The 12,584-nt window shown below is 52.1% G+C and carries 8 protein-coding genes; 2 read left to right on the top strand and 6 right to left on the bottom strand.

Features of this window, described 5'->3' with window-relative positions; all coding sequences use genetic code 11:
- Positions 1-15: 15 nt before the first annotated feature.
- From PLIM_RS11130 to PLIM_RS11115, 4 genes are all read right to left on the bottom strand, one after another.
- Positions 16-1,716 carry a SpoIIE family protein phosphatase gene (locus PLIM_RS11130; RefSeq protein ID WP_013110418.1) on the bottom strand — a complete coding sequence of 567 codons (1,701 nt, stop codon included), beginning with the start codon at positions 1,714-1,716 and terminating at the stop codon, positions 16-18.
- Between the two features lie 188 nt (positions 1,717-1,904).
- Positions 1,905-3,200: a glucuronate isomerase gene (locus tag PLIM_RS11125; RefSeq protein WP_013110417.1), complete on the bottom strand. Its 1,296-nt coding sequence runs from the start codon at positions 3,198-3,200 to the stop codon at positions 1,905-1,907.
- A gap of 84 nt (positions 3,201-3,284) precedes the next feature.
- Positions 3,285-4,301 carry a signal peptide peptidase SppA gene (gene sppA / locus PLIM_RS11120; RefSeq protein WP_013110416.1) on the bottom strand — a complete coding sequence of 339 codons (1,017 nt, stop codon included), beginning with the start codon at positions 4,299-4,301 and terminating at the stop codon, positions 3,285-3,287.
- 150 nt (positions 4,302-4,451) lie between these two features.
- Positions 4,452-5,756 (bottom strand): hypothetical protein, encoded by a 1,305-nt coding sequence (locus PLIM_RS11115; RefSeq protein ID WP_041401609.1) that lies wholly within the window; start codon positions 5,754-5,756, stop codon positions 4,452-4,454.
- Positions 5,757-5,967: 211 nt separating this feature from the next.
- Between PLIM_RS11115 and PLIM_RS11110 the strand changes: the two genes are divergently transcribed.
- Positions 5,968-7,311 (top strand): enolase C-terminal domain-like protein, encoded by a 1,344-nt coding sequence (locus PLIM_RS11110; protein WP_041401608.1) that lies wholly within the window; start codon positions 5,968-5,970, stop codon positions 7,309-7,311.
- Positions 7,312-7,800: 489 nt separating this feature from the next.
- The gene (locus tag PLIM_RS24405; protein ID WP_155523246.1) at positions 7,801-7,968 is read left to right on the top strand and encodes a hypothetical protein; all 168 of its coding nucleotides are present in this window, start codon (positions 7,801-7,803) and stop codon (positions 7,966-7,968) included.
- A gap of 151 nt (positions 7,969-8,119) precedes the next feature.
- Here the strand turns inward: PLIM_RS24405 and fbaA are convergent, their stop codons facing one another.
- Positions 8,120-9,145 carry a class II fructose-bisphosphate aldolase gene (gene fbaA / locus PLIM_RS11100; RefSeq protein WP_013110411.1) on the bottom strand — a complete coding sequence of 342 codons (1,026 nt, stop codon included), beginning with the start codon at positions 9,143-9,145 and terminating at the stop codon, positions 8,120-8,122.
- Positions 9,146-9,411: 266 nt separating this feature from the next.
- On the bottom strand, positions 9,412-12,375 hold the full coding sequence (locus PLIM_RS11095) for a hypothetical protein (protein ID WP_013110410.1): 2,964 nt from the start codon (positions 12,373-12,375) through the stop codon (positions 9,412-9,414).
- Between the last annotated feature and the right edge of the window lie 209 nt (positions 12,376-12,584).

Here is a 12,584-nt window from a genome sequence, read left to right as displayed (position 1 = left end):
CATTCAGTAACCATTTCAGCCAAGACGGCTGAAGAGCATCAGCGTGATGTCGTCGTTCTGAGGACGACCATTGGCATGGCGGCGGACATCCTGCAGGATCGTCCGTCCTAACTCTTCGGCCCCTTCATGCCCGTGGGCATGCATCAGTTCGCGAATCCGTTCAATGCCGTAAAGATCACTGTTGTGATTCATGGCCTCACTGACACCATCGGTGTAGATCAGGCATGTCTCGCCTGGTGCAATTTGTCTCGTGACCACATCGAAGGGGTAATCTTCCATGACCCCTAAAGGAATACCGACGGCTTCGGCTCCGAATTCTTCGACTGTCCCATCGGCCTTGCGGATCATGATGGGCATGTGGCCGGCATTTACGAGAGACATTTCGCCCGTTTGCGTATGAATGACGCCCAGGACGAAGGTCACAAACCGGCCTTCGACAGCTTTTGCACACATCTGATTATTAATTCGTCCGACAGCGACGCCAACGTCTGTCACGAAGGCCATCACGTTCTGCACGACGCTGGAAATTCGGGACATGACCAGTGAAGCAGGCACACCCTTCCCTGCCACATCGCCAAAAGCAAAGAAGACGCGATCACCTTCGAGTTGCATGCAGTCGTAGTAATCGCCACCTACTGCCTGTGCCGAATCGTAAGAGGCGTAGAACTGGTAACCATCGACTTTGGGAAGACTTTCCGGCAGCAGGGCCAGTTGCACATTGGCGGCAATCTGCATTTCACGGTCCTGCTTCTGTTTTTCCAGAGCCGTCACCATGAGTCGAGCGGTTTCATAAGAAAGACCCGCCTGACCAGCAACCGCGATCAACAGATCGAGGTCATCTTTTTTAAACTGGTTGAAGGCATTCTGAGTATCGATATGAATCACACCCAGAACATCACCGGCGACGCTCAGCATGGGGACAGCCATCATCGAGCGGATGGTGAGAGCCGAGATTGATTCGCTGGCTTCAAAACGAGAATCGTTCGTTGCGTCTGCCGAAAGAATCCCTGTTTTCTGCTCGAGCACAGTGTTAAGAACTGTCCGGCTCAATTTCACCGATTCATCTTCGTCTGAGCGACGATGTTTAATCGCTCGCGGAATGAGTTTGCCATCGTCTTCTTTGAAGAGAACAACGCCACGATCCGCATGTGGAAAGATATTGAACAGCGTGTCGAGTATCTTGGGGAGCAATCCATCAAGATCAGTGCTGCCTGCTAAGGCACGGCTGATTTCGAGCACGGCCTTCAGTTTGGCTTCGGGTTGAACTTCCAGGGCGCCAAACCCTTCGACACGCCCGGATGTTCCCATCACAGTGGCGACATCGTCATCGCCAGAGGCAAACTCGAGATTGAAAGTCGCTGTAGCTGCCTGGTTTCCGGCTCCACTGACTCCACTTCCTGGAGCCAGCGCGGGGCGACTGGCAGGATTATCCGGATCTTCAAATCGCAGGAGAATGGGACCCAGCTTAATGCGGTCGCCATCTTTGATTTTTGTCGCTGCTTCGAGTTTTTTGCCATTCAGGAACGTGCCGTTACCACTCCCGAGATCCTCAATGACGAAGCCATCATCGTGAGAAAAGACTCGAGCATGCTTGCGGGAAACCATGTTCGAGTTGATCTGGATCGAGCATTCAGGATGTCGCCCCAGCACCACTTCGCCACCAGCGATTTCATAAGGGGTGGCTTCCCCTCCTTGAAGCAGGAGCAATTTGGCCATGTTCGACTCCGGAAAGGCATGAGAAGTAAGGATCAAAAAAGCTGATCAGTCGTGATGATGAATAGGATAGCGGCATTCTAAGGACAAATGACCACATCTCCAAGTCGCGGGCGGCTCGATTGCTCTGATTTCCCGGACTCAACATCAGAATTTCGGCTGGCAAGTTCATTCAGACTATGAATGAACTTCTAGCACGCTCCCGAAAAGATGGTCTCTACGTTGCCTCGAAGGATCTGCCGCCCCAGTTCGACCGCTCTCTCTTCCGACCAGTGGCGTCCGACCACAAAATCTTCGAAGAGCACTTTGGCGAGAACCCGGCGATACATCTGGAACTTCGGCCAGCCAAACTCCAGTTTGTACATGTCACTGTAGTAGCCAATGTTCTTATTGCGAGGAATGGCTTCCAGACGGCTGCGGCAATCAGGTTCAATGAACGCAGGAATGTTCGAATACCACCAGTGTCCATTCGCAATCACGTTCGGAAAGATCCACGCATAGCTCACCAGTTCCATATTGCTCGCATGCGCCAATACAGAGATCGGGAACTTGACTCTCGGGAAGGCATTGAACAGGCGGCGGTACTGATACAGCGAGACCCGCTGATCGAACAGGTCCTGCCCCTGATAGACACCGGATTCATAGACTCGCCGGTTAACCCCGATCATGAGGTCAAATGGCAGGTGGTGCTCTGAACAGAATTCCGCAATTGTCCAGAAGACAAAGCGGCTCAAAATCTGCGATTGCTCAGTCGTCAGCACATGGCCTGCATACGCAGCCCTCAAGGGGCCTTCGGCGTCAACGTGACTGACGGGAGTCGGTTCAAAATCAGGTGGTAAAGAAATGGCGCAGGCTTTGGCTCCGTGGGAAACGAAATGGGTAAAGAGCTGCCCGATGGCATGAATCAACTTGGCGGGGGTTGCACAATCAAAGCCGGTGGCTTTGGCCAGTCTTTGTCTGACTTCAGGCTTCTGCAGATGAAAGACAAGATCGTCAGTTCTTAAACAGGGAATGTATTTTTTGGTGTCGAACCCGGTGAGTGGATCATCAAAGTCATTGGTCAGAAATACAGCTTCAAGTTGACTTTTCTGCAGGACGGTTTGCTCCCAATCCGGTGCCGACATCAGCTTTTCTGAGTGATCGTACAATGCCTCCCAATTGTCTGGAGTCAGTCGATCATCTTGAAAACCAAAGAAACGCTCGCACAGTTCAATCAGCCATTTGACCTGGATCGTGTTATCCAGGTGTGCAAGACCTTCAACGATTCGCCCAACCTTTTCTTTGGCGGTTATCCCTGGAGCTTCAATCACTTCTCTGGGCATGCCGGCTGAATGGGCCAGTTCAGTGAAATAATGATATCCGAGTATATCTCCCAGATTTTTCGAAGCCGCTGCATGAGGGTTGATATGCGAATGGGGATCGATCAGCACAATCTCATCGAGTTGAGCGCAGAGTTGATCAATCGGCGAGCTCTTGGTCGCAATCATGGCGGTCTGATCCTGGTGATAGAATGGTGCTTGATCGTGGATGTAAGGTCTGTCGAGGATGAGCTGGAAAATTGAGACAAATACTTAAAGAGCTGGAGATTGAGGCAAACCTGGCAGCCAACTGAAAAGGAACATGGCTCTCGGTGTTGTGGCGTCGACCAGAGCTTGCCATTGAGCGGCTGTGACATTCTCGGTTCTGCTTCCGAGTAATAGATCGACAAGCTGCGGCTGTGAGCGATATTCGACGACGCGGACTTGATCCAGCTTTAACGATTTCTGCAGGGCCGCCAGGGCATCTTCTTCGAATCCAATTTCATCAATCATCCCGTTGGCTCGCGCGTCGCGTGCCGTATAAATCTGACCGGTGGCGAGTTTTCGAGCCTGTTCCCGGTCGAGAGTATCGCGGTTGGTGTCAATCAGCTCGATGAATTGTTCAAAAGACTGATTGAGAATTTCTTCCCAGACTTTTCGCTCAGCTTCTGTCAGCGGATGAAACGGACTGAGTGCGTCTTTGAATTCCCCGGTCTTCAGCGGATCCGAACTGACACCAATCTTCTCCACCAGTTCGCTCATATCATACCGGGGAATGATGACACCAATCGAACCCGTCCAGGTCGTTGGTTCAGCAAAGATCTGCCCTTTGGTGCCAGCACCCATCGCGATGTAGTATCCGCCGGATGCTGCCAGTCGCTTCATTTGAATACTGATCGGCTTCTTCGCGCGGAGTTTTTCGAGGGCGTGGTAAATCTGGTGGCTGTCAGCAACAAACCCACCTGGGCTGTCAATCGTCAGGAGCACCCCTTTCACGCGTTCATCTTCGGCAGCGACTTCAATCTGTCGAATGATGCGTTCGGTGAGTGGTGGCATGATCGTGCCACTGACTCGCAATACCGCAATCCGCTGCGTTGTGGAAGAGTTTCCCGAAAGGAATCGCTCGCTGACTTCCGGACTGCGGGCAAAATAGTCGCGAAAGGTGGCATACAGGCCCATGTTGAGGAGTACGGAAAACCCCAGAATGATCGCCATGCCACGGAAAGCCCAGCTTTTCCAGAACGACTTACCGGCATGGACAACAACGGTCGGCGAACTGGTCGTGGACATGGTGAAAGTTGTTTCTGTTTCGAAATGAGGGTAGAGGCCGGGCAGAAGCTCATGATCCTAACAGACAACGCAATCTCTGACAAAATGGGAGGTTGGAAAATCAACAGGATTAAAGATGATCCTCAGATCTGAGGGTATTTCACTTCAGGGCTATGGGATGACGGGCGACAGAACGAGTTTTCCCGCCTCGACCTGAAGCCGTATCTTACCCATGGGGAACAGGCCTTTGACGAACTCATCCAAAGGAGTGTTCTCGGCCACGACATCGATCTTCTGATCCAGTGGTAGTCCTTGAGCGATGAAATCTTTCTCGCTGTACTCGATGACCATTCCACTTTGTGAGAGTTGTTCGAGGACTGCCAGTCGAGTTGTCTGTGTCGGTTTGAGTGTGATTTTGAGTTTAGCAGGATTAAGACCAGCAGGATTCTCTGGAGGCTTTTTCTTGGAAGATTTTTTTCCCTGGGAAATCCCAGGCTCGACGGCAGTGGTTAATCCCTGAGACGGCGACGAATTTGCCGGTTGAGAGGCAGTGGTTGAACTCTCTGTTTTATTGCGTGTGAGCCAGTACAGCTGCCTCAAGTCTGGTTCAGTTCCCGTAACGATTACTAAGGGTTTTTGATCCACGATCTTGAGTTGCGGCAATTCTGCAGCAAGTTTCAGCAACCTTTCCTGTGGGACATCAGGAAATTGAACGCGGATTGTTAGATCATCTGGTTGCAGGGGACGAAATCTGCACGACTCGCCCGAAGAGGAAACGTCAAAGGTCTGGTTGGAATTGGCAGCGATGAGCGAGAGAACGTCTGCCAGAAGCACATTAGTCAGTTGACCAGCGGGCAAAAGATCGTGAGGAATTTCTCCTTCAATTCGCACATCCCATAATTGTTCGGCTTTTTCGATCAGTTCTGACATCGCTGTCAGATTGTCCCAGGTGAGGCTGTGACGTGATTTCCAGGCTTGCTGGCGATGAGCAGGCCAGTGGATCAGTTTGGCACGAAGTTCCAGCTTACGTAGTGCTGCTGTCGTCGCCACGACTGGCGTGTTTTCTGGCGAGCTGACATAAACAATCGTGTCGATGCGGAGAATTCCCAGATCCGTTTTTTGTGCAAGTTGTTGTAACGCTTCCGAGGTGGTGATCTGAATGGCCTGAAGTTCCACCTGACGAGTCCCGTCAATTTCCGGATCAATCCAGCAGGACCATTTTTCGTTCTCCACAATCTTCAGGAGTGTGTCTCGCAGAGATTGTCCGGTGAGAATCATTGTTCGTGGTAATTGCTTCTCAAAGGCAAAGTTCAAATCTTTGATGTTGAAGTATTCCGGACGCTGTATTTCTGGCTCTTGAGCAGCGAGGGATAACCCACTGAACATCACCACCAGGGCCAGCAGGCACCCGGTTTTTCGGAAGACTTGCACGGAAAGCGGCCTTGTGCATTGTCTGTCGAGGAAAATCGAAGTCATGCTCAGCAGCACTTTCGGTAGAAAATTCATCCAGTCACGCAGGGAAGTCAGTCATTGGGAAACTGATTATTACAGCTTAGATTTTGACTTTCTGGAACAGGCATGGGAAGGTGTGTTCTTGCCCTGATTGCCGGAAGTGGATTAAACTCCTGTGGCGACAGCAGAGCGTTTTACCACGTTTTACAAAACTTTGTTGGGAAAAGACGGGAGCATGGCGAAGGCGACAGACCTCCAGATAAAAGACGTAACTTGCGCCTTTGAGCCGATTGCGTTTCGAACGCCTCTCAAATTCGGTGATCGAGTCCAGAAAACTGCAGTTCTGGTGAATGTCGATGTGGTCGTCGAATCCCGTGATGGGAAGCACAAAGGACAAGGGTATGGAAGCATGCCCCTGGGAAACCTTTGGTCGTGGCCATCGACGGTTTGCACGCCCGATCAGACCGAAGCAGCGATGAAGCTCTTCGTTGAGGAAATCGTCAATCTCGCTCAGATCTGTACGGAGGCAGGACACCCCATCGATCTGGTTTATCATCTGGCTGGCGAATATCCCCACCTGGCAAAAACTTTAGCCGTGCGGAATAAAATGCCAGAAGCCCTTCCCGCATTGGCTCAACTGGTAGCCGCCAGTGCGTTGGATGCGGCTCTCCATGATGCCTTTGGTCGCATGCATCAGATGAGCAGTTACGATGTCCTCACCAAAAAGTACATGACCTTCGATCTTTCGGAGTATCTCGATAAATCGTTTGCGGGTGAGTATCTCGATAGGTACACCTTGCGGATACCTGCCGAAACGTTGGCACTTTATCATCTCGTGGGAGCAGTCGATCCACTGACAGCTGGTGATGTGGCACAGAAAATCGGAGATGGCCTGCCGGAATATCTGGGTGAATGGATTGTTCGGGATCAATTAACTCATCTGAAAATCAAGCTCAGAGGGAATGATCCGGGGTGGGATCGAGCACGAATTTTAGGTGTCGATCAGGTGGCCACGACGACTGCGCAACAGACACAGTGGCATTACTCTCTCGATTTCAACGAGCAGTGCGAATCCGCTGATGTTGTGCTTTCTCTGCTCAACTTTCTGAAGACGGATCACCCTGCCATTTATGAACGGATCGAGTACATCGAGCAGCCGACTCATCGCGATCTCGCAGCTCATGCGATTTCCATGCATGAGGTGGCCAAACTCAAGCCAGTCGTGATCGATGAATCACTGGTGGATTATGATGCTCTGGTCGCTGCACGTGATCTCGGTTATTCCGGTGTGGCCATCAAGGCTTGCAAGGGGCAGACTGAATCCTTGTTACTCGCAGCGGCTGCACAGAAGTTTGGGATGTTTTTGTGTGTGCAGGATTTAACCTGCCCGGGAGCTTCGTTCCTGCATTCGGCGAGTCTGGCGGCTCACTTACCCGGCATCAAAGCTGTCGAAGGAAATGGTCGTCAATATTGCCCAGCAGCCAACAAAATCTGGGCTCGCGACTATCCAGAAGTCTTTACGGTCAAACATGGAGTGATCCAGACAGCCGCGATGAATGGGCCGGGCCTTGGTTTCTAACAGTCTGACCTGACTGTTCCAGAACAAGCATACGACATTCGATAAAGAGCCCAGAGTGTGACGACGTCCTGGGTGCTTTGTATGCCATGCTTGCGGCTTCGAGACCTGCATTACACACAACTTGGCCTCACAGCCCGCCCCCAAAAAAGAGTAACGACGGGTGACCCGGCCAACTTGTCGCCGGGTCATCGTACTTTGTGCTATGACAAGAGGCTGCGACATGCGCGTGCTCTGCCACCACCTTTCATACACCCTTGGATGGCACGACACTGAAGGCCCAAAAATCAAAACACTGCGACAGAGCTTGGTCTTTACCCACTTGAACGTCACATTTGATGTCAGGGACTGTGGCTGGGATCCGATGGCCTCATCTGCAGCGAGTTCCGTAATGCTGCCAGCATGCAGGCAGCTATGACATGCACTTATGACTTTCAAGCATGTTCGTTACTAACTGATGAGAGTCAAAGAAACTGGGGCCAAAGAGGATGTTTGACCTCAGCTACACAGTCGGTCACTTTCGGCTTGCCGGCCATCCTCACCATTGCCTGCGGAATGGGAGTGGTCATCGCCGCCATGGAAGCCTGGTCGCCTCTCGGTTTGGACAATCTCACCATCCCGCTCGTCACCGGCCCCTGCATCGACTTCATTTTACTTTGATCAAACAAAAAGAAGCGGGGAAGCTTCTCTTCAGAGAAACCACCCCGCTTCAATCATCTCAAACCCAATCAACACGCAGCGACTGGCGGCGTAAGATCCATTCGAAGATCAATAACTGACCCCCAGACGCCGCCACAAACCCCGACAGCGGTTAGGAGAGGAGGGTTTTGCCGGTGCTGAGGAGATCGTCGCAAGCTTGGCCCAGACGAGCAGCCATTCCGACTTCGGCCCCCTTCAGATAAGCACGTGGGTCGTACTGCTTCTTGTCACCAATTTCGCCATCGACTTTGAGCACACCGAGATAGTTCTTGAACATATGGTCGGCAATAGGACGTGTGAAGGCGTACTGAGTATCGGTGTCGATGTTCATCTTCACCACGCCATAGCCCAATGTCTCACGGATTTCTTCCAGTGGTGTGCCAGAGCCACCGTGGAACACCAGATCGAATTCAGCCGATGCGCCATACTTTTTCATCACGGCATCCTGGCCATTCTTGAGGATATCTGGTCGAAGTTTGACGGCCCCTGGCTTGTAACTGCCGTGGACGTTTCCAAAGGTGGCAGCAAACAGGAAGCGACCAATACCACTCAGAGATTCATGGACAGCCACCATGTCTTCCGGGGTGGTGTAGAGCTTCTCAGCAGGATGGTCTGAGTTATCAATCCCGTCTTCTTCACCACCCACCACTCCAGCCTCGACTTCGAGAATGATTTCATTCTCCACGCAGAGCTTGAGCAGGTCTTTGGAGAGAGCCATGTTCTCGCCCAGTGGCAGCTCCGAAGCATCCAGCATGTGAGACTGGAAAAGATTGTTCAGCCCTGCCTTGCGGCGTCGTGCTGTTTCAGCAATCAAGGGCTTCAGGAAGGATTCAACCTTCGCTGGCTGGCAATGATCCGTATGGAGAGCCACCAGCACGTTGTGCTTTTCTGCGAGACGGTGTGCCGCTTCTGCCAGAACAATGGCTCCAAATGCCATGTCTTTGACGTTCTGACCTGACGCAAACTGGCCACCACCTGTGGAAACCTGAATGATGCCGTCAGACTTCTTGTCAGAAAATGCCTTGAGTGCTGCGTTGATCGTGACGATCGACGAGACGTTCACTGCGGGATAGGCATATCCGCCCTTCTGAGCGGCGTCTAACATTTGGGCGTACTGCGCAGGGGTGGCAATTGGCATTTCGGGCTTTCCATTTTCGAAAAAGTGTCAGGTGGCACTACAGCCAGCGAAGACAGGCTTGGGATCATCGACAGTTTTCACTGCCAGAACGCGAAAGTTCCTCAGGCATATCGCAACATTGCGGCGTTACCTGCAAGAAAATCTACGCGAATGGTACGGCCTTTTGATCTGAAGTTGAAGTGTCGAGCAGACTTTTCAACTTTCACCTCCAGCAGGTTTCCTGGGGCAGGAAAGTCTGTCGTTGCAGCGAGCAGCAACATCCAGCCTTATGGCATGTTCGCTGGTGTTTTACTGCGTCCAGGCCAGCGAGGAATCAGACCTCGTAAACGAGAATTCCCACTTCCTTCGGGTTTGGAATGTCCAGTCGCTGACTCTGCCGGGGACAGCTTGCGTACCTGCAGGTTGTCGATCAGCACTTCTCCACTTCCACCCAGTTCCAGAATCCATTGCAATTGGCCAGCATCGGTACAGGGGCGCACCATTTCAAATCGTTGCCATGCGGGCGATGGCTGGAATCGATGGTATCCCGCTTTGCCGGAAAGACTTTCCGTGATCGTCAATCCTTCCCAAGGGCCGACAATCGGCTTCGTCATCAAAATGTTGCCACTCATGTAAACAATGTCACCGGGTGAAACTTCAATGGCCGGTGAGCGGATTGTCAGAAGTGGCTCGTGATCCAGCATTTGATCAGCAGGAGGAGTTTTTTCGTCTTTCGATTGCTCAAAGGCGGCGAGACGGAGTGCATAGCGACTCTCCTGCCCCTGGGGACAAAGTTCGGCCAAGGCCATCCAGCCGGGAACATCGTTCTGCCAGTGTGTCCAGCCATCAGAAATCAACTGGTCAGGCGATTCAAAATCTCCCGATTTGAGCAGGTTTTCTCCCTGAAAAAGATGAGATCTGCCCATGCGGGAAATCAGTTTCCAGTGCAAAGGTAACGTCTGGAAGCAGACACTGTACGGGCTGCTTAATGGTGAATTCCCTTTACGGACAGCCTCATCCCAATGGGCGCGCTGGAGGATTCTTGTTAACTGTAAAGCGGCCTGACAGGCGTTTTGCGTCCCGCGATAATCCTGATTTCGAAAAGCGTATTCGGCCTGCTCGAAATAAATTCTGGCAGAACCTAAAAGCTGCGGGCTGTCTGCCTGGCCGACTCCCATCTGTTGCAATTCCTGATCAACCAGCCGAACACGTTCGAGTTTCAAACGCGTCAATTCGAGGCAGGCTTCTGCATAAGCTGCCTGATAGATGGCCGCCCGCTGTTCCAGCTGGGCAATCAACTGTCTGTCAGACGTCAGGAGTATGACGGCAGTCTGATCGAACTTTGGGAGAACCACTTCCAACCCACCTGCAACTCTGCGGTGCTTACGACTGTCAATCCCTGTCGGAGTGATCTCGTAAGCCATGGCAGCTTCATTACCTTCGGGAACCAGAATGGTTGCCGAGTTGGCAGCGAGCTGGGCCGGAACATACTGCGATTTGGATTCGAGCCACATGGGAACAACGAGCGTTCCAGATTCTGTACGCAGCACGGCAGCAATCAATTCCTGTGAGTCTTTCTCGGAGGGCTTAGGTGCCGTCGATTGACCTTCCCGCCGGCTGGAACTGTTACGCCGCTCGACTGTGAATGTGGTTTCTGCAAAAGGAGTACTGGTCGCCAGCCATGGCTCGAGCAATTCCAACTCGAGATTCAACATCGTCATGGCGAGTCGTCGTTCACGGTTCAGTACAGAATCATCAGTGAGGGGGGATGTTGACCAGAAGCCCAGACCTCGATAGCCACTGGTGGCCGCAATCCAGGCCTGCAATCGGAGCTGCTCAGGTTCAACATAATGCACAAAAGGAATATTCGTCGGGCTCTGTCCCCGGCTGATATCGACCGTAGGGACTTCTGCAGAGACGGTCGATAATCCACTCCCCTCCGGCTGAAGAGGGTTTGCCGTGAATTTCCGCCAGTTGGGTGATGGTTCCGTTTGCAGCCAGGTCCAGGCAAATGTTCCAGGGCGTCCGCGCAATTTCTGCTCGATGAGCCAGCGGCGATAATCAGTAAAGCTCATCGAAGAATGGACGACGTGGCGACTCATTCCGAGCATGTCGATGTAACGGGAGTAAAGCCTTTCCCCGCCAATCACATCGGCACACAGCGGGCGATTGAACTGGCGATCGGCTGTCTGGACCTGTTCCACCCAGTTCAGAAGGTCGTCTTTAACCTGGCTGGTGACTCGAGTCCCCAGATTCCAGAACAGGATTGGCGAAGTGTTTGGTAAGAATGGTGGTAGACCTGCCTCATCAGCAGGGAGGTTTTCACCTGTGGCCGATTTGGGTTTGGGCGGCGTGGCTGTGGCCCAGAGTCCCGCTTTTCGGAGTTCGGACAGTGATTCGATATCCGACCAATCTGGTGCCCACACCAGGTTCAGTCCCATCTTTCGCAAATCCGATGGTGATTCGCTGTGCCACGGCACAAAACGCGGCATCATCGGTTTGCCATCCACGACCAGACGATCCAGGCGAAAATCAACGTGCGAGGCCTGCTCGATGTCTGATGGCGTGGTTAACGTGTGGGGTTGAGTTTCCACTGGCACAATAGGGCTGACCTTCAACTCATCAAGTGAAACATCGATGAGGCCTCTGTCAGCAGGAATCGCGAGCATGACGGAATGAAGGACAAGCTCACTCAGAGGAATTGGTTGCCGGTATTTGGCACGCAGTGGGCGAACTTTCTCCGCGAGCTTCTTTTCAGTCAGCGTGCAGGAGAGCTTTTGCCATTGGCCAGAGGAAACATAGGTGTTTCCTTCGATGATCAGTTCCAGTGGATGACCTGTTTCAGGATGGGTGGTCGAAGCACAGATCAGTTTGAGAGCCAGCACTGCACCCGGGCGATTGGACTTCAGAAAAATTTCGGCACTGACACCCTCCAGTGCACGGCCCTTGGAAATTGGCATTTCTGCCTGAATGACATTCCCATCTTCGAGGATCTCGACGCGGAACATTTCTCCTCGGAGACCAGACTGTGCCGACTTGGATTCGCGGGAATGATTCAAAACTCGACTGCGAGTGCCACCCACACGAATGCGGAAACTCGTCTGCTCGCTATCGAACGTTTCGGCAAAGTCGGCATAAGCGGACAGAGAAACCCCCATCCATCCCATCAGGACAGCAAGGCACAACCACGATTTGCGGAGTAATTGCAAATCGTCCTGAGGAAACGAATATGTCGGGCCCGGTGCATCCATGCAGGGTTACTTAGTTAATCGGCAATGATCAAAATGAGATCAATTCAGAGATTTCTTATAAAGAATTGATCGACTTTCCGGCTCATCGGACTCCACGTTGTCGCTTTTTTCAAACGTTCTCTCCGTCACAGTCTATTTCCTAAATGCTTTTGCGTAAACGTCTTTGCGCTCCATGAAACTGACAAGAAGTGGCAATTTTGCAACATCAG

The sequence above is a fragment of the Planctopirus limnophila DSM 3776 genome, assembly GCF_000092105.1.
Lineage (GTDB): Bacteria > Planctomycetota > Planctomycetia > Planctomycetales > Planctomycetaceae > Planctopirus > Planctopirus limnophila.
The sequence above is the reverse complement of the archived record's forward strand: the minus strand, read 5'-3'. Positions and strand labels throughout refer to the sequence as shown.

Excerpts from the sequence above, each read along its gene's own strand:
- PLIM_RS11130 (WP_013110418.1), bottom strand. The coding sequence starts at position 1,716 with ATGGCCAAATTGCTCCTGCTTCAAGGAGGGGAAGCCACCCCTTATGAA.
- PLIM_RS11125 (WP_013110417.1), bottom strand. The coding sequence starts at position 3,200 with ATGATTGCGACCAAGAGCTCGCCGATTGATCAACTCTGCGCTCAACTC.
- sppA (WP_013110416.1), bottom strand. The coding sequence starts at position 4,301 with ATGTCCACGACCAGTTCGCCGACCGTTGTTGTCCATGCCGGTAAGTCG.
- PLIM_RS11115 (WP_041401609.1), bottom strand. The coding sequence starts at position 5,756 with ATGACTTCGATTTTCCTCGACAGACAATGCACAAGGCCGCTTTCCGTG.
- PLIM_RS11110 (WP_041401608.1), top strand. The coding sequence starts at position 5,968 with ATGGCGAAGGCGACAGACCTCCAGATAAAAGACGTAACTTGCGCCTTT.
- fbaA (WP_013110411.1), bottom strand. The coding sequence starts at position 9,145 with ATGCCAATTGCCACCCCTGCGCAGTACGCCCAAATGTTAGACGCCGCT.
- PLIM_RS11095 (WP_013110410.1), bottom strand. The coding sequence starts at position 12,375 with ATGGATGCACCGGGCCCGACATATTCGTTTCCTCAGGACGATTTGCAA.